The sequence below is a fragment of the Nocardioides sp. genome (assembly GCF_035503875.1).
In the GTDB taxonomy this organism is placed as follows: Bacteria; Actinomycetota; Actinomycetes; order Propionibacteriales; family Nocardioidaceae; genus Nocardioides.
Genome location: NZ_DATJTA010000026.1, coordinates 33703 through 54095 on the forward strand (window position 1 = coordinate 33703; position 20393 = coordinate 54095).

The 20393-nt window shown below is 72.7% G+C and carries 20 protein-coding genes; 9 read left to right on the forward strand and 11 right to left on the reverse strand.

Annotated elements, in window-relative coordinates; genetic code table 11:
• Positions 1 to 40 precede the first annotated feature (40 nt).
• On the forward strand, positions 41 to 1066 hold the full coding sequence (locus VMF51_RS06370; RefSeq protein ID WP_325473570.1) for a LacI family DNA-binding transcriptional regulator: 1026 nt from the start codon (positions 41 to 43) through the stop codon (positions 1064 to 1066).
• 23 nt (positions 1067 to 1089) lie between these two features.
• On the opposite strand, the gene VMF51_RS06375 is transcribed toward VMF51_RS06370, so the two are convergent.
• Positions 1090 to 1773, reverse strand: coding sequence for a VC0807 family protein (locus VMF51_RS06375; protein ID WP_325473571.1), 684 nt, complete (start codon positions 1771 to 1773; stop codon positions 1090 to 1092).
• Between the two features lie 99 nt (positions 1774 to 1872).
• Here VMF51_RS06375 and VMF51_RS06380 point away from each other — a divergent pair, with 99 nt between their 5' ends.
• Positions 1873 to 2835: an FAD-dependent oxidoreductase gene (locus VMF51_RS06380; RefSeq protein ID WP_325473572.1), complete on the forward strand. Its 963-nt coding sequence runs from the start codon at positions 1873 to 1875 to the stop codon at positions 2833 to 2835.
• Between the two features lie 7 nt (positions 2836 to 2842).
• Here VMF51_RS06380 and VMF51_RS06385 read toward each other — a convergent pair whose 3' ends face one another.
• From VMF51_RS06385 to VMF51_RS06395, 3 genes are all read right to left on the reverse strand, one after another.
• A complete protein-coding gene (locus VMF51_RS06385; RefSeq protein ID WP_325473573.1) occupies positions 2843 to 4150 on the reverse strand; it encodes a hypothetical protein in 1308 nt (435 codons plus the stop codon).
• Between the two features lie 81 nt (positions 4151 to 4231).
• Complete coding sequence (locus VMF51_RS06390) at positions 4232 to 4666, reverse strand: nucleoside deaminase (protein WP_325473636.1); 435 nt, start codon at positions 4664 to 4666, stop codon at positions 4232 to 4234.
• A gap of 62 nt (positions 4667 to 4728) precedes the next feature.
• Positions 4729 to 5214: a tRNA adenosine deaminase-associated protein gene (locus VMF51_RS06395; RefSeq protein WP_325473574.1), complete on the reverse strand. Its 486-nt coding sequence runs from the start codon at positions 5212 to 5214 to the stop codon at positions 4729 to 4731.
• A 119-nt stretch (positions 5215 to 5333) separates the two neighbouring features.
• On the opposite strand from VMF51_RS06395, the gene upp reads away from it, so the two are divergent.
• Positions 5334 to 5975 carry a uracil phosphoribosyltransferase gene (gene upp, locus VMF51_RS06400; RefSeq protein ID WP_325473575.1) on the forward strand — a complete coding sequence of 214 codons (642 nt, stop codon included), beginning with the start codon at positions 5334 to 5336 and terminating at the stop codon, positions 5973 to 5975.
• 147 nt (positions 5976 to 6122) lie between these two features.
• Here the strand turns inward: upp and VMF51_RS06405 are convergent, their stop codons facing one another.
• Genes VMF51_RS06405 through thpR form a run of 5 tightly spaced genes read right to left on the reverse strand, consistent with a single transcriptional unit; the run spans position 6123 to position 9762 of the window.
• Positions 6123 to 6296 (reverse strand): hypothetical protein, encoded by a 174-nt coding sequence (locus tag VMF51_RS06405; protein ID WP_325473576.1) that lies wholly within the window; start codon positions 6294 to 6296, stop codon positions 6123 to 6125.
• Positions 6297 to 6325: 29 nt separating this feature from the next.
• Positions 6326 to 7708 carry an NAD(P)(+) transhydrogenase (Re/Si-specific) subunit beta gene (locus VMF51_RS06410; RefSeq protein ID WP_325473577.1) on the reverse strand — a complete coding sequence of 461 codons (1383 nt, stop codon included), beginning with the start codon at positions 7706 to 7708 and terminating at the stop codon, positions 6326 to 6328.
• Positions 7705 to 8013 carry an NAD(P) transhydrogenase subunit alpha gene (locus VMF51_RS06415; protein ID WP_325473578.1) on the reverse strand — a complete coding sequence of 103 codons (309 nt, stop codon included), beginning with the start codon at positions 8011 to 8013 and terminating at the stop codon, positions 7705 to 7707. The genes VMF51_RS06410 and VMF51_RS06415 overlap by 4 nt, the downstream gene beginning before the upstream one ends.
• A gap of 4 nt (positions 8014 to 8017) precedes the next feature.
• The gene (locus VMF51_RS06420) at positions 8018 to 9139 is read right to left on the reverse strand and encodes an NAD(P) transhydrogenase subunit alpha (RefSeq protein ID WP_325473579.1); all 1122 of its coding nucleotides are present in this window, start codon (positions 9137 to 9139) and stop codon (positions 8018 to 8020) included.
• Positions 9140 to 9189: 50 nt separating this feature from the next.
• Positions 9190 to 9762: an RNA 2',3'-cyclic phosphodiesterase gene (thpR, locus tag VMF51_RS06425; protein ID WP_325473580.1), complete on the reverse strand. Its 573-nt coding sequence runs from the start codon at positions 9760 to 9762 to the stop codon at positions 9190 to 9192.
• Between the two features lie 131 nt (positions 9763 to 9893).
• Here thpR and VMF51_RS06430 point away from each other — a divergent pair, with 131 nt between their 5' ends.
• Positions 9894 to 10637 (forward strand): GTP pyrophosphokinase family protein, encoded by a 744-nt coding sequence (locus VMF51_RS06430; RefSeq protein WP_325473581.1) that lies wholly within the window; start codon positions 9894 to 9896, stop codon positions 10635 to 10637.
• Between the two features lie 135 nt (positions 10638 to 10772).
• On the opposite strand, the gene VMF51_RS06435 is transcribed toward VMF51_RS06430, so the two are convergent.
• Positions 10773 to 11519 carry a VIT family protein gene (locus VMF51_RS06435; protein ID WP_325473582.1) on the reverse strand — a complete coding sequence of 249 codons (747 nt, stop codon included), beginning with the start codon at positions 11517 to 11519 and terminating at the stop codon, positions 10773 to 10775.
• A 51-nt stretch (positions 11520 to 11570) separates the two neighbouring features.
• Complete coding sequence (locus VMF51_RS06440; protein ID WP_325473583.1) at positions 11571 to 12716, reverse strand: acyl-CoA dehydrogenase family protein; 1146 nt, start codon at positions 12714 to 12716, stop codon at positions 11571 to 11573.
• A gap of 79 nt (positions 12717 to 12795) precedes the next feature.
• Between VMF51_RS06440 and VMF51_RS06445 the strand changes: the two genes are divergently transcribed.
• The 5 genes from VMF51_RS06445 (at position 12796) to treZ (ending at position 20362) form a co-directional block, all read left to right on the forward strand.
• Positions 12796 to 13275 (forward strand): SigE family RNA polymerase sigma factor, encoded by a 480-nt coding sequence (locus VMF51_RS06445; RefSeq protein WP_325473584.1) that lies wholly within the window; start codon positions 12796 to 12798, stop codon positions 13273 to 13275.
• Complete coding sequence (locus tag VMF51_RS06450) at positions 13272 to 14063, forward strand: hypothetical protein (protein WP_325473585.1); 792 nt, start codon at positions 13272 to 13274, stop codon at positions 14061 to 14063. The genes VMF51_RS06445 and VMF51_RS06450 overlap by 4 nt, the downstream gene beginning before the upstream one ends.
• Before the next feature lie 78 nt (positions 14064 to 14141).
• Positions 14142 to 16331, forward strand: a complete 2190-nt coding sequence (glgX, locus tag VMF51_RS06455; RefSeq protein ID WP_325473586.1) for a glycogen debranching protein GlgX — start codon at positions 14142 to 14144, stop codon at positions 16329 to 16331.
• A 3-nt stretch (positions 16332 to 16334) separates the two neighbouring features.
• Positions 16335 to 18623 carry a malto-oligosyltrehalose synthase gene (gene treY, locus VMF51_RS06460; protein WP_325473587.1) on the forward strand — a complete coding sequence of 763 codons (2289 nt, stop codon included), beginning with the start codon at positions 16335 to 16337 and terminating at the stop codon, positions 18621 to 18623.
• Positions 18623 to 20362, forward strand: a complete 1740-nt coding sequence (gene treZ / locus VMF51_RS06465; RefSeq protein ID WP_325473588.1) for a malto-oligosyltrehalose trehalohydrolase — start codon at positions 18623 to 18625, stop codon at positions 20360 to 20362. The genes treY and treZ overlap by 1 nt, the downstream gene beginning before the upstream one ends.
• The last annotated feature ends 31 nt before the right edge of the window (positions 20363 to 20393 follow it).

Consider the following 20393-nt stretch of genomic DNA (forward strand, 5'->3'; position numbering starts at 1 on the left):
CAGCTCCGACGGACTCGGAGCGCTCGGCCGAGGAGGTCAGGTGGTCACGCAGACAGGACGCGCCGCGTCCGTGAAGGACGTCGCCGCAGCGGCCGGCGTCTCGCTCGGGACGGTCTCCAACGTGCTCAACCGGCCCGACCGGGTCAGCGCCGCGACGCGTGCGCGGGTGCAGGCCGCGATGACCGACCTCGGGTTCGTGCGCAACGAGTCGGCGCGCCAGCTGCGGGCCGGCACCAGCCGGACGCTCGCCTACGTGATGCTCGACGCCTCGAACCCCTTCTTCACCGACGTCGCCCAGGGCATCGAGTCCGCCGCCGACGCCGCCGAGCTGTCCCTGGTGCTCTGCAACAGCGGCAACGGCGCCTCCCGCGAGGAGGCCCACCTCGCGCTGCTCCAGCAGCAGCGCGTCCAGGGCGTCCTGGTCACGCCGGTCGAGCCGGAGTCGCCCCTGCTCGAAGAGGTACGACGCCGCGGCACCCCGCTCGTGATCGTCGACCGCACCCGCGACGACCAGTCGTTCTGCTCCGTCGCCGTCGACGACCAGCTCGGCGGCCGGCTCGCGGTCGAGCACCTCCTGGACCGCGGCCACACCCGGGTGGCCTTCATCGGCGGTCCGCTGCACCTCGGCCAGGTCCGTGACCGCCTCGAGGGCGCCCGCCAGGCCTGGGCCGACGCCGGCATGCCCGACGACGACCTGGTCGTCCTGGCCACCGAGGCGCTCGACGTACGCGAGGGCCGCAGCGCCGGCCAGCGGCTCGCCGGCCTCCCGTCGAGCCGTCGTCCCACGGCCGCCTTCTGCGCCAACGACCTGCTCGCCCTCGGCCTGCTCCAGCAGGCGATCGGCTCCGGCGTCCGGGTCCCCGAGCAGCTCGCCATCGTCGGCTACGACGACATCGTCTTCGCGGCCGCGGCCGCCGTACCCCTCACCTCCGTGCGGCAGCCCCGCCAGGAGCTGGGCCGCACCGCCGCCGAGCTGGTCCTCGACGAGGCGACCAACGCCGCCCACCAGCACCGCCAGGTCCTGTTCACCCCCGAGCTCGTCGCCCGCGCCTCCACCCTGGACTGAGGCCCGGGCTGCGCGACCCGGCGTCAGGCCGGGAGCGCGTGCGGACCGAGGAGGCCCTCCTTGCGGGCAACGCGGACGGCCAGGGCGATGGTGCCGGCGACGGCGAGGACGTTGAGGGTCTGCAGGGAGGCGTCGCGGACCAGGACGAAGGTCTCGACGTCGAGGGCGAGCAGCATCCACAGGGTGGCGCCGGCCTTGCCGAGGCACAGCAGCGCCCACAGCAGCGTCAGACGCCAGAAGAGCGCGCGGATCCGCGGCCGCAGGTGCAGCTCGTGGTCCATCGGGTAGAAGTCGCCGGCCAGCCGGGCGACCAGCGGTCGCGCGGTCGCCAGGGACAGCAGGAAGGCCGTCGCGACCACGCCGTCGCTGATGATCGGCTGCAGGAAGTACAGGAACGTGCTGTCCGCGACCAGCGCCACCAGGGTCCGTCCGGTCAGCACGATCGCGATCAGGATCAACAGCCCGGAGGTACGGCGACCGGTCGCCGCGCGCCACGCGATCGCGCCGTACGACCACGCGAGCGCGGCGAGGATCGCCGGCCAGACCCCCGCAAGCACGGTGATGGAGCAGAACAGCCCGGCCGGGACGAGGCAGGCGATCAGCAGACTGAGCGACACCCGCTTCACGATGGTGCCCAGACCGGGCCGGTCGGGCTCGACGACGGGGTCCGGCTCGGCCGGGGACAGGGTGGTTCCGAGAGAGCTCATGTGTTCCTGCCTGGCCCTGCGGACCGGTCGGGTACTACTGCACGCTACAGACATCGACCTCATCGACCCATTCCCGACCGATTCGGGCACGCTGGGTGCATGCGCATCGTCATCGTCGGGTCGGGCGTCAGCGGTCTGAGCTGCGCCACGCTGCTCCTCCGGGCCGGCCACGAGGTCGTCGTCGTCACGGCGGACCCGGTCGAGCGGACCACGTCCGCCCTCGCGGCCGCGGTGTGGTTCCCCACGGCCGCGGGACCGGCCGACGCCGTCGCCCGCTGGGGCGCCACGACGTACGACGCCCTGGTCGCCGAGGCGGCGGCCGGCGTACCCGGCGTGGTGATGCGGGAGTCGCTCACGCTGCTGCGCGAGCACCCCGAGCCGGACGCACCGCTCCCGAACTGGGCCGCGGCGGTCGGCGACGTACGCCCGGCCCGGCCCGACGAGCTGCCCCCGGCCTACCCCGCCGGGCTCCGGTACGCCGTCCCGCTGGTGGAGATGCCGCGCTACCTGCCGCACCTCCGGGCCTCCGTGGCCCGCGCCGGCGGCACCTTCGTCGTACGACGCCTCGAGCGGCTCGACGACGTCCTCGACGTGGCCCCCGACCTCGTCGTCAACGCGGCCGGGCTGGCGGCCGGTGCGCTGGTCGGCGACGACACGGTGTTCCCGGTGCGCGGGCAGATCGTCCGGGTCGCGAACCCCGGCCTCGACCTGTCGGTGCGCGACGAGCACCACCCCGATGGCCGCGCCTACGTGCACCCGCGCACCACCGACTGCATCCTCGGCGGCACCCTGGACGCGGGCGTCTGGGACACCGACCCGGACCCGGCCGAGACCGAGGCCATCCTGGCGCGCTGCGCCGACATCGTCCCGGCCCTGGCGGGCGCCGAGGCGCTGGAGAGCCTCGTCGGGCTACGGCCGGGTCGCCCGGCGATCCGGGTCGAGCGCGACGACACCCTGCTGCCGGTCCCGGTCGTCCACGACTACGGCCACGGCGGCTCCGGGATCACCGTCGGGTGGGGCTGCGCCCGGGACGTGCTCGACCTGGTCGCAGCGGTCGACTGAGGAACGCTCAGCCGGCGGGGGTCGCCGCGTCGGCCGCGGGCTCGGTCGACTCGGGCGCGGCCGGCGTGCTGGTCGACGCATCGGGCGACGGCGTCGGGTCGGGCTTCTCGCTGGGCTGCTCGTCCGGCTTCTGCTCCGGCGCGGGCTCGTCGCTGGTGGACGCGCTGGGCTTCGCGGGCCCGCTCGGCGCCGGCGCGGCCGGCGTGCTGGAGGGCGCCGGGGCCTCCGGCGCGTCCGACGGAGCGGGGGCCTTCTTCGGCTTCTCCGACTCCTCGGCGGCCGGCGGCGTGGCCTCGTCCTTCCCGTCGGCCACGGTCACCTCGAACGGCGCGGAGGCGCTGCCCTCGGCGAGCGGCCGGTCGGCGAACCGGAAGCGGTACGACGTGGTCTCGTCCGGCGTCACCTCGACGACCGGGTCGGCACCCGAGGCGTCGACGACGACCGGGTTCCGCTCCGCCTCGTCGCGGTAGACCGTCTTCCAGGGTCCGTCGCCGGTGCGCTGCTCCAGGACCAGGGTCGCGCGGGCGATGCGCGCGCCGTTCTGGTCGCGGAGCGTCCCGGTGAGCTTCGCCGGCTCACCGGCGGCCACCTCGCGGGTGCCGCTGATCGACGTACTGGTCGCGAGACCCTCGAGGTCGAAGGCGCGGATGGCGCTCGCCGTACCGACCCGGAACGTGTCGAGCGAGACCTTGCCGCCGCCGCAGCCGGCACCGATCGAGTAGAAGCCGGACCCGTCGCCGCCGTGCGCGGCCATGAACGTCGCGATCGACGCCGTCCCGCCCTGCTGCAGCTCGGCGCCGGTGCCGAGGTCGCGCTTGGTCCAGGTGAAACCGAGCCCGATCGCGGAGACCTGCTGCCAGGCGCCGGAGGACACCGGGACGGTGGCACGTCCGACCCAGACCCGGACCGTGCCGTCGTCGGCGGGCTCCTGGTAGCCGGCGTACACGACCGCGGACGAGGCCCGCTCGGCGTACACCTGGAGGTCGGCGGTGGTCGTGGCGGCCATCGACGGCCGCTGGAAGAGCGCCCCGACGGCGCTGCCGCCGGTGAGGGAGTAGCCCAGGCTGCGCTTGCCCGAGGGCGGCGCGGCGACGCCGGTGCCGATGAAGGCCTGCGGCGACTGCTGGGCGACCCCACCCATCGTCGCGCAGCCGGCGAGCGAGAGCTGGGCCACCTGCGGATCGGGGAAGGCGGTGCCGCGCACCACGCTGGTCGTCGTCGACGCGGCCTGCGCCGGTCCCGTGCCGTGCAGCGGCAGGGCAAGGGCCGTCACGGCGAGCACACCCGCCGCCGCTCCCATCGCCCGAATTCGCACCGGACCATTCTGCATCCCGATCCTGAGAGAGTCAGCCACATGCTCAAACTGCCCTCTGAATAGGGGATGAACAGTCGGCGCTCAGCGACGGTGGGTGCGGAAGAACCCGTCCAGGAGTACGCCGGACTCCTCGGCGAGCAGGCCCGCCAGCACCTCCGGGCGGTGGTTGAGGCGCCGGTCGCGGACGACGTCCCACAGGCTGCCGACCGCCCCCGCCTTGGGATCGTGGGCGCCGAAGACGACGCGGTCGACGCGGGCCAGGACCGCGGCGCCGGCGCACATCGTGCAGGGCTCGAGGGTCACCACCAGGGTGCAGCCGTCCAGCCGCCACTCACCCCGCGCCCGGGCGGCGGCGCGCAGCGCGACGACCTCCGCGTGGCCGGTTGGGTCGGCGTCCGCCTCCCGCACGTTGCGCCCCGTGGCGAGGAGGTCTCCGTCGGGACCGACGACGACGGCGCCGATCGGTACGTCGTCGGTCGCGAGCGCTGCCCGCGCCTCGGCGAGTGCGGCGAGCATCGGCTCGCGCCAGCGGTCGTGCGGCACCGGCCCAGCGTAGGGCGTCGCTCGTTGTCGGGCGCTCAGGCGCTGGTCAGACCCACGACGTCGTCGAACAGCTCGCCGAACCCGACCCGGCGCGCGATGTCGGACAGCATCTCGTCGGGGTAGAGGTCGAAGTCGTCGAGCAGCACCCCGAGGTCCATCGGGTGCATGCCGAGGTCGGCGAGGAGCTCCAGGTCGCCCGCCGGGACCTGCTCGTCCTCGTCCTCGGGCTGGGGCAGGCCGAGGAAGTCGACCGCCGAGGCGGCGAGGTCCCACTCGTCGGCCGCGGTGACGTCGGAGAGCAGCACCCGGGTCGCCGGCCCGGCGACCCGGACGACGAGGAAGAAGTCCTCGTCCATCGCGACCATCCCGACGGCGCCGGAGTCGCCCGGCAGCCGGCGCAGCGCGTCGGCCAGGGTCTCGACGTCGACCAGGTGGTGGCGGGTCAGCTCCTGCACGGTCCAGGCGCCCTCCTCGCGGAAGGCGGCGATCGCGAAGTCCACGTCGTCGAACTGGTCGACCATGGCACTCCTCCGGATCCTGGGCACGTCCAACGGGGTGGATCTCCAGAGTGGCAGACCACCGCCCGGGGAGCCAGCCCTTATGCAGAGCCGTCACCCCCAGGTCATCTAGGGTTCGGGCTATGCGTACCCACGTCGTGGACCACCCGCTCGTCTCCCACAAGCTCACGACGCTGCGGGACGCCAAGACCGACTCCCCGACGTTCCGCAGCCTCACCGACGAGCTGGTGACGCTGCTGGCGTACGAGGCCACCCGCGACGTCCGGGTCGACCAGGTCGAGATCGTCACCCCCGTCTCCCCCACCACCGGGGTGCGGCTGGCGACGCCCAAGCCGCTGGTCGTGCCGATCCTGCGCGCGGGCCTCGGCATGCTCGACGGGATGATGCGGCTGCTGCCCACGGCCGAGGTCGGGTTCCTGGGGATGCTGCGCAACGAGGAGACGCTGGAGGCCTCGACGTACGCCGAGCGCCTCCCCGACGACCTGTCCGGGCGCCAGTGCTACCTCCTCGACCCGATGCTGGCCACCGGCGGCACCCTCGCCGCGGCGATCAAGTTCCTCACCGACCGCGGTGCCGACGACATCACCGCCATCTGCCTGCTCGCCGCGCCCGAGGGCTGCGCCCGGCTCGAGAAGCAGCTCGACGGACTCAGCGTCCCCGTCACGGTCGTGACCGCGGCCATGGACGAGCGGCTCAACGAGAAGGGCTACATCGTGCCCGGGCTCGGGGACGCCGGGGACCGGATGTACGGCATCGCGGGCTGAGGCTCGCGCGATTGCAGGCTCATCACGGTATGCAGACGAGCTGACAGATCCCACGGTGGGTACGCCGTGGGAGGTGCGAGTCCGTCTGCATACCGTGATGAACCTGCAGCGGGACCCGCCGACCTCGACACCCCCGCCCCGCCCGACTCAGTGCGGGAAGATCGGCACCGTCCCGGTGGCGATCAGGATCATCAGCACGACGAACAGCACGCCGAGGGCGGCGTACGCCCACTCCTTGCTGCGGCGCTCCTCGTCGGACTCGGGAGCCTCGTAGCGGTGCCCGTCGGCGCGGCCGCGCCGCTCCTCGTCATCGTCGGTCATGCCCGCTCAACGAGCGGACCGCGCGAGGGTCACAGGCCCTTGACCGCGCTGAGCACCTTCGCGAGCGAGTCCTTGGCGTCCCCGAAGAGCAGCGTGGTGCGGGGGTCGAAGAGCAGCTCGTTCTCGATGCCGGCGAAGCCGGGCCGCATCGAGCGCTTGAGGAAGACCACCTGCCGCGCCTCGTCGACGTCGAGGATCGGCATGCCGTAGATCGGGGCGCCGGGGGTCGTCTTGGCGGCGGGGTTCACGACGTCGTTGGCGCCGACGACGAGCACCACGTCGGTGTGCTTGAACTCGCCGTTGATGTCGTCCATCTCGACCAGCTGGTCGTAGGGCACCTGGGCCTCGGCGAGCAGCACGTTCATGTGGCCGGGCATCCGGCCGGCCACCGGGTGGATGGCGTAGTCGACCCGCGCGCCCCGGGTCAGCAGGACGTCGACCAGCTCGCGCAGCGTGTGCTGGGCCTGCGCGACGGCGAGCCCGTAGCCCGGCACGATGATGACGCGCTCGGCGTACCCGAGCAGGATCGCGACGTCCTCGGGTCCGGCGCTGCGGACCGGCCGGTCGGAGGCCTCGCCGGCGCCGAGGGTCGACCCGCCCCGCAGCGCGCCGAAGAGGATGTTGGACACCGAGCGGCCCATCGCCCGCGCCATCAGCAGGGTGAGGAACGTGCCGGAGGCGCCGACGAGCGTGCCGGCGACGAGGAGCACGACGTTGCCGAGCACGTAGCCGCCGGCCGCCACGGTCAGGCCGGTGAAGGCGTTGAGCAGCGAGATCACGATGGGTACGTCGGCGCCGCCGACCGGCAGCACCAGCAGGACGCCGACCAGCAGTCCCAGCAGCGCGAGCGGGATGCCGAACGAGACCCCGGGATCGGTCACGACGAGCACACCGAGCGCGATCCCGGCGATCCCGGCCAGCCCGAAGACGACGGGCAGTCCGGGGAACACCACCGGCCGCGAGGTCATCAGCTCCTGGAGCTTGGCGAAGGTCACCGCCGAGCCCGAGAACGACACCGAGCCCACCAGGATCGTGAACGCCGTCGCGGCCAGCGTGAACCAGCCGACCTCCTCGGCGTGCGGACCCATCTCGTAGAGCTCGACCAGCGCGACGAGCGCCGCCGCCCCGCCGCCGACGCCGTTGAACAGCGCCACCATCTGCGGCATCTGGGTCATCTGCACCCGCCGCGCGCCCACCACGCCGATCACCGAGCCGATCGCGACCGCCGCCAGGATCAGCGGGACGTGGTCGAGGTCGAGGTAGAAGAACGGCGTCGCCACGGCGACGACGGCCGCCCCGGCGCCGATCAGGTTCCCGGCCCGCGCGGTGCGGGGACCGGCCAGTCCCTTGAGAGCGAGGATGAAGGCGACCGCGCAGCCGAGGTAGACCAGCTGTGCCCAGGTGGGGATCATCCGCGGCCGTCCTGCCGGTCGGACGGCCTGCGGCGCACGAACATCTGCAGCATCCGGTCGGTCACGACGAACCCGCCGACCATGTTGACGGCGGCCAGCACGATCGCGACCAGGCCGACCACGAGGGCGACGGTGTTGTCGGTGGCGCCGGTGACGATGACGGCCCCGAGCAGGATCACCCCGTGGATGGCGTTGGCCCCCGACATCAGCGGGGTGTGCAGGGTCGAGGACACCTTGGCGATCACCTCGACGCCGACGAAGACGCTCAGCACGAAGATCGTCAGCCAGACGACGGGCTCGCTCACGTGATCACGCCCCCTCCACCAGCAGTCGGGTCGGCTCGTGCAGGATCCGGCCGCCGCGGGTGACGCAGCAGCCCGCCAGGATCTCGTCGTCGAGGTCGGGAGCCAGGGTCCCGTCGACGGACATCAGGGTGACCAGCGCGACGACGTTCTGGGCGTAGAGCCGCGACGCCGGACCGGGCATCTGCGCGGCGACGTTGCGCCCGCCCCAGACCTGGGCGTTGCCGATCCGCACGACCTCGCCGGCCACCGCGCCCTCGACGTTGCCGCCGCTCTCGGCCGCCAGGTCCACCACCACCGACCCGGGCCGCATCGCCTCCACCATCGCGGCGCTGACCAGCAGCGGCGCGGCCCGGCCGGGCACCGCCGCGGTCGTGATCAGCGCGTCCGCCGCGGCGACGTACGGCGCCAGCAGCTGCATCTGCAACGCGGCGCGGTCCTCGGTCATCTCGCGGGCGTAGCCGCCGGCCCCCTCCAGCGCGGGCAGGTCGAGGTCGATCGCCTGGGCTCCCATCGAGCGGATCTCCTCGGCGGCGGCGGGACGGACGTCGTACGCCTTGACGACGGCGCCGAGTCGGCGCGCGGTGGCGATCGCCTGCAGCCCGGCCACGCCCGCACCGAGCACGACGACCTCGGCGGGCGGGACGGTCCCGGCCGCGGTCATGTTGAGCGGGAAGAAGCGGCGCAGCATCCCGGCCGCGACCACGGCGCAGCGGTAGCCCGCCACCAGGGCCTGCGACGAGAGGGCGTCCATGCTCTGCGCGCGCGAGATCCGCGGCACGAGCTCCATCGCGAAGGCCGTGGCGCCGACGTCACGCAGGTCGGCGACCAGACCGGGCTCCTGGGTCGTCGGCAGGAAGGAGACCGTGAGCGCGCCCTCCCGCAGACGGCGCACCTGCTCGGGGTTCGGCGGCTGCACCGACACCACCAGGTCGGCGTGGGCGAGCGCGTCGGGATCGACGCCCGCGCCGGCCTCGAGGTACTCCTCGTCGCTGATCAGGGCGCGACGACCCGCGCCGGGCTCGATGTCCACGTCATGGCCCAGCGCCGTCAGCTTCCCGACCAGCTCGGGCACCAGCGCGACCCGCGCCTCGCCCTCGCGGGTCTCCCGGACGACCGCGATCCTCACCCCGGTCAACCTAGGCCATGACGCCGACAGCACGGGCGGGGAACACGCGGTCAGCCCAGCGGGAGCTCGGCCACCGTCTCGTAGCGCGGCCGGCCGCGCGGACCCTCGCCGAGGTACGACGCCACCAGGCTCAGCCGGTCGACCGTCCACGCGGGGCCGTCGTACGCGTCGAGCAGCCGCACCCAGTCACTGACCTCGTCGGGATGACGGAGCCGGGCGAGGGTGACGTGCGGGCGGAAGCGCTGACCGTCGACCGCGACCCCTGCCCGGCTCGCGGCCGCGCGGGCACCGGTCGCGAGACGGTCGAGCTCGGTGCGTCCCTCGTCGTCGAGGACCAGCCCGGCCCAGAGCACCCGGGCGCCGGCGACGTGCGGGAACGCGCCGCCACCCGCGATCCTCGTCTCGAAGGGCGTACGACGCCCCGCGGCCCGGCCGAGCCGCTCGGCCAGGTCGTCGAGCGCCCGGTCGGGAACCTCCGCATAGAACGCGACGGTCACGTGCAGCTGCTCCGCCGGAGCCCAGCGGAACGGCCCGGCGGCGCGCCGTACGTCCAGGAAGGCGTCGAGGTGCTCGACCACCTCCTCCGGCGGCACGACCGCCGCGAACATGCGGGTGCCGGTCACGCCTTCGGGCCGGTGAGGGCGAGGGACCGGCCGACCACGAGGGCCGGCAGGTGACGGGTGGGGACCACGGAGCGATGGTAGGTCGGGAGGGGGCACAGGAGCCTCCCAGTTTCCGTGCGTACGCTGGCGGGGTGACCGTGGCGCTCTGGGACGACGAGTTCCGCAGGTTCCTGTTGGAGCACAAGTTCGGCATGGACGAAGTGGTCACCAAGCTGAGCATCCTGCGCGACGAGTTCGCCCACCTGCACGACTACAACCCGATCGAGACCGTCTCCTCGCGGCTGAAGACCCACGAGAGCCTGGTCGAGAAGATCCAGCGCAAGGGCATCGACCTCGACGGGCCGGCGGCGTACGACGAGGTCCGGCGGCGGGTCACCGACATCGCCGGCGTCCGCGTGACCTGCAGCTTCGTCTCGGACGTCTACCAGGTCTTCGACCTGCTGACCGCCCAGCAGGACGTCCGGACGGTCGAGGTCCGCGACTACATCGCCCAGCCGAAGCAGAACGGCTACCGCAGCCTGCACGTGCTGGTCGAGGTGCCGGTGTTCCTCTCGGGTGGCGTGGTGCCGGTCGTGGTCGAGGTTCAGCTGCGCACGGTCGCCATGGACTTCTGGGCGAGCCTGGAGCACAAGATCTACTACAAGTACCGCCGCGAGATCCCCGCCGAGCTCCTCGACGGTCTGCGCGAGGCGGCCGAGACCGCCTTCACGCTCGACACCACGATGGAGCGCCTGCACCAGGAGGTGCGCGGCCTCGACGCACTGCCGCAGGCGGTGCTGCAGAAGCTGCGCCACGACGACGACGTCCCGGCCGAGGACCTCGTCGAGTCCTTGCGCCGGATGGGCGACGGCCGCTCCGGACCGCGGCGGCACTGAGCACCCGGTCGCCCCGCCGCCCCGCCCGCCCGACGGCCGCAATTGCGGCCCCCGGACATGGTGATCGCGCCAGAACCTGCCTAACGGCTGCAATTGCGGCCTCCGGACGTCCCGTTCCGCTCCCCGGCCGACGCCTCAGACCTGCGTGCCGAGCAGCGTCCCGATGCCGTACGTGACCGCCATCGCGAAGGCACCGCCGAGCACGTTGCGCACCACGGCGCGGCCCGCGGGGCCGTAACCGAACCGCGCGCTGGCCCAGCCGGTCAGGGCGAGCGCGAGCAGGACCGAGGCGACCGTGACCCCGACCCGGGCGTCCGCGACGACGAGCGTGATCGTGAGCAGCGGCAGCAGGGCGCCGATGGTGAACGCGAGCGTCGAGGCGAGCGCCGCGTTCCACGGGCTCGTGATGTCGTCGGGGTCGATGCCCAGCTCGACCTCCGCGTGCGCGCCGAGGGCGTCGTACGCCGTGAGCTGCTCGGCGACCTGGAGCGCCAGGTCCTCGGTGAGCCCGCGGTCGACGTAGAGGGAGGCGAGCTCCTCCAGCTCGTCGGCGGGGTCCTCAGCGAGCTCGCGGCGCTCCTTCGCGAGCAGCGCGAGCTCGGAGTCGCGCTGGGTGCTGACCGAGACGTACTCCCCCGCGCCCATGCTCAGCGCGCCCGCCGCCAGCCCGGCCACGCCGGCGACCAGGATCGCGTTGCGGTCGGTGGTCGCGCCGGCGACGCCCATCACGATGCCCGCCGTCGAGACGATGCCGTCGTTGGCGCCGAGAACCCCCGCACGCAGCCAGTTCAGGCGGTTGTTCAGCCCCTGCTCGTGCGGCTCGTCGTCGTGGCGCTGCGCGCGTGGCTCCGCGGGCACGTCGGCCGGCACCTCCGTCGTCATGCCCGCATCGTCGCGCCGCGTCGTATCGCCCGCAAGGAAGGGCAGGGTCGGCTACAGGCCGAGGTCCCTCCCGATCAGCTCCTTCATGATCTCGTTGGAGCCGGCCCAGATCTTGGAGACGCGGGCGTCGCGCCACGCACGGGCGACGCGGTACTCGTTCATGAAGCCGTAGCCGCCGTGCAGCTGGACGCAGTGGTCGAGGACGTCGTTCTGGACCTGCGAGCTCCACCACTTGGCCTTCGCGGCGTCGACCGGGGTCAGCTCGCCCGCGTCGTGCTGGACGACGCAGCGGTCGATGAACGCCTCGGCGACCTCGATCGCGGTGACCTGCTCGGCGAGCAGGAACTTGTTGTGCTGGAAGTTGCCGATCGACTGGCCGAAGGCCTGGCGGTCCTTGGCGTACTGGATGGTCTCCTCGAGGATCTGCTTCGCGTGCGCGACGTTGCTGATCGCGCAGCCGAGCCGCTCCTGCGGGAGCTTCTGCATCATGTGGATGAAGCCGCCGTCGAGCTCGCCGACGATCTCGGCGTCGGTGACGCGCAGGTTCTCGAAGAAGAGCTCGGCGGTGTCGGACTCGTCCTGGCCGACCTTGTCGAGCTTGCGGCCGCGACTGAAGCCCGGCAGCGTCGTGTCGACGGCGAACAGCGTGATACCGCGGGCCTTCTTCTCGGGCGACGTGCGCGCGGCGACCAGGACCAGGTCGGCGGAGTAGCCGTTGGTGATGAACGTCTTGGAGCCGTTGATCACCCAGTCGTCGCCGTCGCGCACTGCCGTGGTCTTCAGCGCGGCCAGGTCCGAGCCACCGGACGGCTCGGTCATGCCGATCGCGAGCAGGATCTCGCCGGAGGCCACACCCGGCAGCCAGCGCCGCTTCTGCTCCTCCGTCCCCAGTTCGACGAGGTACGGCGCGGTGATGTCGGCGTGGATGCCCACGCACGAGCCGAGCGCGGCGTTGACCTTGTTGAGCTCCTCCAGCAGGACGGCGTTGAAGCGGTAGTCGCCCGCGCCGGCGCCGTCGTACTCCTCGGGGATCTCCAGTCCGAGGAACCCCTGGCGGCCCGCCTCCCGCCAGAACTCCCGGGGGATCGCCTTCTCGGCGGCGTGCTGCTCGACGTGCGGGATGACCGACCGGTCGAGGAACTCCTTGACCGATGCCCGGAACGCCTCGTGGTCCTCGTCGTAGATCTCGCGCTTCATGCGCCGGATCCTACTGGTTGGTAACCAACGAGTCTCGCGGCCGAGGCAAGGGATCATCACGCCCGTGCGTCATCGGGGTGTGAGCGACAGCGAGTTCAGCGAGTTCTACGTGGGACACCGGGACCGGTGCCTGCGCGCTGCGGTCGCGTCGGGGCTGCGGCCCGACGAGGCCGAGGAGGCGGTGGCCGAGGCCTTCGCCCGGGCCTGGTCGCACTGGGGGAAGGTACGACGACTCGGCGCACCCGAGGCGTGGGTCGTTCGCACCGCCGTGAACGCCAACATCTCGTGGTGGCGCAAGCGGCGGCGCGAGTCGCCCGCGTCGACGCCTCCGGACGAGGTCCACGAGGACGGTGCGGACCGCACCGACCTGCTCTCGGCCGTGCGCCGGCTGCCGCCGCGGCAGCGGGAGGTGGTGGTGCTCCGCTACCTCCTCGACCTCAGCACGGAGCAGACGGCCTCCCGCCTCGGCATCGCGCCGGGGACGGTGGCCTCGCAGCTCCACAAGGCGATCGCGACGCTCCGCTCACACCTCACCCACTCCGAGAGGACACAGCGATGACCGAGGACGACCTGCACGACCGGCTCGCAGCCGGGACCGCGCACCTGACCATGCGCCGACCCGCCGGGGAGGTGCTCGGCCGCGGCAACCGACTGCGGCGCCGCCGGCGCGTGACGGCCCTCGGGAGCATCGCCGCGCTCGGTGCCGTCGGGGCCATCGGCCTCGCGACGATCCTGCCGCCGGGGAGCGCCCCACTCACGCCGACGACGTCGTACGCCGCCGGTTGGGGTCCGGAGCTGGTCAACCTCGACCCCGAGGTGGCCGACGACGTCCTCCGCGACTGCTCCTCGTCCGTCCGCGGCGCGTGGGACGACATCACGACCGCGACGCTCCCATCGCCGGTGGCGGGTCAGAGCCGCGCGCGTCACACGATCGTGGTCTACGACCTCGGCGAGGAGGTCGTGAACTGCTGGTGGAGCCCGCCGCGGGCGTCGGGGGCCGGCGCGGAGCACCCGACGGGACTGGCGCGCGAGCGGTGGCACCTGCCGGCCGGGAGGCACCTCCGGCACGCGTTCATGACGCGCGACGACGGACCGCAGGGGCCCGTGTTCGAGATCGCGGGGATGATCGAGATCTCGCCCTCCGTCGACCGGGTCACCATCGAGGCGGGCGGCACGACCTACGAGGCGGCGGTCACCGACCGGGTCGCCATGTTCTGGCTGCCCGAGGGCGTGACCCTGAGCCGGTCGGAGTACGAGGCCGCGACCGTGACGGCGTACGACGAGGACGGGGAGGTGCTGGACACCATCGGCATCCACCGGCAGCACGAGAGTCCCCCGGTCGGCTGACCGCGGCCACGCCAGGACGAGACGAACGTCGCCCGCCGGACCCGGTCCGGCGGGGACGGCAGTGGGTACACGCTCTCCGTGAGCGACGACAGCCCCACCCTCGAGATCTGGCCCGGCGACGCCTACCCCCTGGGCGCGACGTACGACGGCGCCGGCACCAACTTCGCCCTCTTCAGCGAGGTCGCGGACCGGGTCGAGTTGTGCCTCTTCGACGCCGACGGCACCGAGACCAGGGTCGAGCTGACCGAGGTCGACGCCTACGTCTGGCACTGCTACCTGCCGCAGGTGCAGCCGGGCCAGCGCTACGGCTACCGCGTGCACGGGCCGTGGGACCCGGCCCAGGGCCTGCGCTGCAACCCCAGCAAGCTGCTGCTGGACCCGTACGCCAAGGCGACCAGCGGCGAGATCGACTGGGACCAGGCGCTGTTCTCCTACGACTTCGGTGACGAGGACTCGCGCAACGACGACGACTCGGCGCCGCACATGACCTACGGCGTCGTCATCAACCCGTTCTTCGACTGGGAGGGCGACCGTCGCCCGCGGACGCCGTACAACGACTCGGTCGTCTACGAGGCGCACGTCAAGGGCCTGACCCGGCTGCACCCGGACGTCCCCGAGGACATCCGAGGAACGTACGCCGGGCTAGCGCACCCGGCCGTCGTCGAGCACCTTCAGAAGCTCGGGATCACGGCCATCGAGCTCATGCCCGTGCACCAGTTCGTCCAGGACAGCACGCTGCAGGAGAAGGGGCTGCGCAACTACTGGGGCTACAACACCCTCGGGTTCTTCGCGCCGCACGAGGACTACAGCGCAGCGCGCGGCGAGGGTGCCCTGGGCCAGCAGGTCCAGGAGTTCAAGGCGATGGTCAAGGCGATGCACGAGGCGGGGATCGAGGTGATCCTCGACGTGGTCTACAACCACACCGCCGAGGGCAACCACCTCGGGCCGACGCTGTCCTTCAAGGGCATCGACAACCAGGCCTACTACCGCCTCGTCGAGGACGACGCGCGCTATTACATGGACTACACGGGCACCGGGAACACCCTCAACGTCCGACACCCGCACTCGCTGCAGCTGATCATGGACTCGCTGCGCTACTGGGTCACCGAGATGCACGTCGACGGGTTCCGCTTCGACCTGGCCTCGACGCTGGCGCGCGAGTTCTACGACGTCGACCGGCTGGCGACCTTCTTCGAGCTCGTGCAGCAGGACCCGGTCGTCTCGCAGGTGAAGCTGATCGCGGAGCCGTGGGACGTCGGCCCGGGCGGCTACCAGGTCGGCGGCTTCCCCCCGCAGTGGACGGAGTGGAACGGCAAGTACCGCGACACGGTCCGCGACTTCTGGCGCGGCGAGCCCGCGCTCGGCGAGTTCGCCTCGCGGATCGCCGGCTCCTCCGACCTCTACGAGCGGTCCGGGCGCCGGCCCTTCGCCAGCATCAACTTCGTCACCGCCCACGACGGCTTCACGCTGCGCGACCTGGTCTCCTACAACGAGAAGCACAACGAGGCCAACGGCGAGGACAACAACGACGGCGAGAGCCACAACCGGTCCTGGAACCACGGGGTCGAGGGTCCGACCGACGACCCGGAGGTGCTCGCGCTCCGTGCCCGCGAGCAGCGGAACTTCATCGCGACCCTGCTGCTCAGCCAGGGCGTGCCGATGCTGCTGCACGGCGACGAGCTCGGCCGCACCCAGCAGGGCAACAACAACACCTATGCCCAGGACTCCGAGCTGAGCTGGGTGCACTGGGACGAGGTCGACGCGCCGCTGGTCGAGTTCACCGCCGCGGTCTCGCGCCTGCGCGCGCAGCACCCGACCTTCCGCCGCAAGCGCTTCTTCACCGGCGAGGAGGTCCGTGGGGCGTACGGCGAGCGCCTCGACGACATCGTCTGGCTGCACCTCGACGGCCGGCCCATGGAGGACGACGACTGGCAGTCGGGGTCGAAGGCGATCGGGATGTACCTCAACGGCAACGGCATCGCCGGCCGCGACGCCCGCGGCGAGGTCATCAAGGACGACCACTTCCTGCTTTACTTCAACGCCGACGGCGACACCGAGGTGACGCTCCCACCCCTGGAGTACGCCGAGGCCTGGGACGTCGTCATCGACACCGGGGGCGCGGCCGACGAGGACGGCACCGTCGAGGCGGGCGGGTCGTTCCCGCTCGGCACGCGGAGCCTCGTCGTACTCCGGGAGCACCGGGAGCCCGAGTCCGAGCCGGACCTCTCCGTCGCGGCGTCCGTCGCGGCGCAGGCGCGCAGGAGCTGATCCGTGCGGGTCCCGACCAGCACCTACCGGCTCCAGGTCACCGCCGACCTCGACCTCTTCGCCTGTGCCCGCCTGCTGCCCTACCTCCACGAGCTGGGCGCCGACTGGGTCTACCTGTCGCCCATCCTGGAGGCCGCGCCCGGCAGCACGCACGGGTACGACGTCATCCGCCACGACCGGGTCGACCCCGCGCGCGGCGGCGCGGAGGGCCTCGCGGCGCTGTCCGCCGAGGCCCGGCGGCTGGGCATGGGCGTCCTCGTCGACATCGTGCCCAACCACGTCGGCGTCGCGACGCCGGAGGCGGACCCGTGGTGGTGGGACGTGCTGAAGCACGGCCGCGAGGCGGAGCACGCCGCCGCGTTCGACATCGACTGGGACGCGACGGGACAGAAGCTGCGGATCCCCGTGGTCGGCGACGACGACGAGGACGCCATCGAGGTGCTCGTCGAGGAGGGCGAGGTCCGCTACCACGACAACCGCTTCCCGCTCGCCCCCGGCACGACCACGCTGACGGAGCAGCACTACGAGCTCGTCAACTGGCGGATGGCGGACGAGGGGCTCAACTACCGGCGGTTCTTCGCGGTCAACACGCTGGCCGCCGTACGCGTCGAGGAGCCGGAGGTCTTCGCCGACACCCACGTCGAGATCCGCCGCTGGTTCGACGAGGGGCTGGTCGACGGGCTGCGGGTGGACCACCCCGACGGGCTGCGCGATCCCGGGGGCTACCTGCGCGACCTCGCCACGCTCACGGGCGGCGCCTACGTGCTGGTGGAGAAGATCCTCGAGCCGGGCGAACGCCTGCCTGGCTCGTGGGAGACCGCCGGCACCACCGGGTACGACGCGCTCGCCCACATCGACCGCGTGCTCACCGACCCCGCCGGCCAGGCGCCGCTCGACGACCTCGAGGCGCGGCTGCGCGGCGGGCCGGTCGACTGGGCCGAGATGGTCCACGGGACCAAGCGCGCGGTCGCCGACGGCATCCTGCACTCCGAGGTACGACGCATCGTGCGCGACCTGCGCCGTCACGTGCCGCTGGTCCCTGCGTTCCGTGCCGAGGACGCCGTCGGCGAGCTGCTGGCCTGCTTCCCGGTCTACCGCTCCTACCTGCCCGAGGGCCGCGAGCACCTCGAGCACGCCTTCGCCGAGGCCCGGCGGCACCGCCCCGACCTCGGCGCGACCTTCGACCGGCTGGAGCCGTGGCTCTTCGACGCCGACCTGGCCGGGGCCAAGCGGTTCCAGCAGACCAGCGGCATGGTGATGGCCAAGGGTGTCGAGGACTGCGCCTTCTACCGTTACTCCCGGCTCACCTCCCTCAACGAGGTCGGCGGTGACCCGTCGGTGTTCGCGCTGTCCGTGCCGGACTTCCACACCGCGATGGCCGAGCGGCAGCGGGACTGGCCGCACGCGATGACGACGCTGTCGACGCACGACACGAAACGCGGCGAGGACGTCCGGGCGCGGATCACGACGTACGCCGAGCTGCCCGGGCGGTGGGAGCCGGCGTTGGAGTCGCTGCTCTCGCTGGTGCCGCTGCCGGACCCGGGCTTCGGCTCGCTGCTGTGGCAGGCCGTCGTCGGCTCGTGGCTGCCGTCCGACCCGGACCTGCGCTCCCGGCTGCACGGGTACGCCGAGAAGGCGATGCGCGAGGCCGGCGACCGGACCACCTGGACGGAGCCGGACGAGGAGTACGAGGCCGCCGTCCACGCGGCCGTCGACGCGGCGTTCGACCGCGACGACGTGCGTGCCGTCATCGAGGACCTGCTCCCCCACGTGGTGGGCCCGGGCTGGGTCAACGCACTGTCGGCCAAGCTGCTGGGCCTCACGATCCCCGGGGTGCCGGACGTCTACCAGGGCAGCGAGTTGTGGGAGCAGTCCCTCGTCGACCCCGACAACCGGCGCCGGGTCGACTTCGACCGTCGCCAGGACCTGCTGCGGGCCGCCGAGTGGTCGCCGCTCGGCAGCGCGCTCGACGACCCGGGGGTGACGAAGCTGCGGGTCACCCACGCGGCGCTGAGCCTGCGCCGCGACCGGCCGGACCTGTTCGGGTCCTACGCGCCGGTCGCCGCGAGCGGGCCGGCGGCCGGCCACGTGCTCGCCTACGACCGGGGCGGGGCGATCGCCGTCGTCACCCGGCTGCCGGTCGGGCTGGCCGCCCGGGGCGGCTGGGGCGACACCGAGCTCCGGCTGCCCGACGGACGCTGGCACGACGTGATCGCCGACCGGCCCGCGTCGGCGCAGGTGGGAGAGCTGCTCGACGGGTATCCCGTCGCGCTACTGGTGGAGGAGATCTGATGCGTTCCGTCTACGACGTGTGGGCACCGCGGCCGTCGCGCCTCCGCCTGTCGGTGGGCGATGCCATCGTCGACATGCACCGCGGAGACGACGGCTGGTGGACCCCCGCGGGACCCGTTCCCGATCCACGCTCGGAGGTGGACTACGGCTACCTGATCGACGACTCGGACGTGCCCCGACCCGACCCGCGGTCGCGGCGCCAGCCGGCGGGCGTCCACCAGCGCTCGCGAACCCACGACCCCGCGGCGTTCGCCTGGACCGACCAGGCCTGGACCGGGCGCCAGCTCGCGGGGGCGGTCGTCTACGAGCTGCACGTCGGGACCTTCACCCCGGAGGGGACGTTCGACGCGGCGCTCGGCCGGCTCGACCACCTCCGCGACCTCGGCGTCGACCTCGTCGAGGTGATGCCGGTCAACGCCTTCAACGGCACCCACAACTGGGGCTACGACGGTGTGCTCTGGTCGGCGGTCCACGAGGGGTACGGCGGCCCCACGGGCTACCAGCGCTTCGTCGACGGCTGCCACGCCGCCGGGCTCGGCGTCATCCAGGACGTGGTCTACAACCACCTGGGCCCGTCCGGGAACTACCTGCCGCTCTTCGGTCCCTACCTGAAGTCCGGCAGCAACACCTGGGGCGACCTGGTCAACCTCGACGGTGACGGCTCGGCGGAGGTGCGGCGCTACATCCTGGACAACGTCCGGATGTGGCTGGAGGACTACCACGTCGACGGGCTGCGGCTGGACGCCGTACACGCGCTGGCCGACGGGTCGGCGACCCACCTGCTGGAGGAGATGGCCGTCGAGGTGGCGGCACTCTCCGCCCACCAGCGGCGGCCGCTGACGCTGATCGCGGAGTCGGACCTCAACGACGCGAAGCTGGTGACTCCGCGCGAGGCCGGCGGCTACGGCCTGGACGCGCAGTGGAGCGACGACTTCCACCACGCGGTGCACGTCGCCCTGACCGGGGAGACCGACGGGTACTACGCCGACTTCGCGCCGCTCGGCGCACTCGCCAAGGTGTGCGAGCGCGGCTTCTTCCACGACGGCACGTTCTCGTCGTTCCGCGGCCGCGACCACGGGACCCCGGTCGACACCGCGGCGATGCCGAGCTGGCGGCTGGTCGTGTGCGCGCAGAACCACGACCAGGTGGGCAACCGCGCCGTCGGCGACCGGATCACGGACCACCTCGACGAGGACCAGCTCGCCTGCGCGGCGCTGCTGACGCTGGCCGGCCCGTTCACGCCGATGCTCTTCCAGGGCGAGGAGTGGGCGGCCTCGTCGCCGTTCCTGTTCTTCACCTCGCACCCGGAGCCCGAGCTCGGGAAGGCGACGGCCGAGGGACGGATCGCGGAGTTCGAGCGGATGGGCTGGGACCCGGCCGTCGTACCGGACCCGCAGGACCCGGCCAGTTTCGCGCGCTCGAAGCTCGACTGGGCCGAGGCGGCCGAGGGCCGGCACGCGCGGATCCTCGACGTCTACCGGCGGCTGGGCGCGCTGCGTCGCGAGTGGAGCCAGCTCACCGACCCGGCGTTCGCCCGCACCCGGTGCGAGGTGGACGAGGAGCGCCGTACATTCGTGATGCACCGGGGCGAGCTGGCCGTGGTGGTCAACCTCGGCGACGCCGAGGCGAGCTTCGCGCTGCCGCACGGCCGGCTGCTCTTCGCGACGCTCGCCGGAGCCGAGCTGGCGGGCGGCACGCTCACGCTGCCGCCGCACGCGGGAGCGCTGCTCGCGCCCTGAACGCCAGGACGGGGCAGAGCCGCTACCTGCG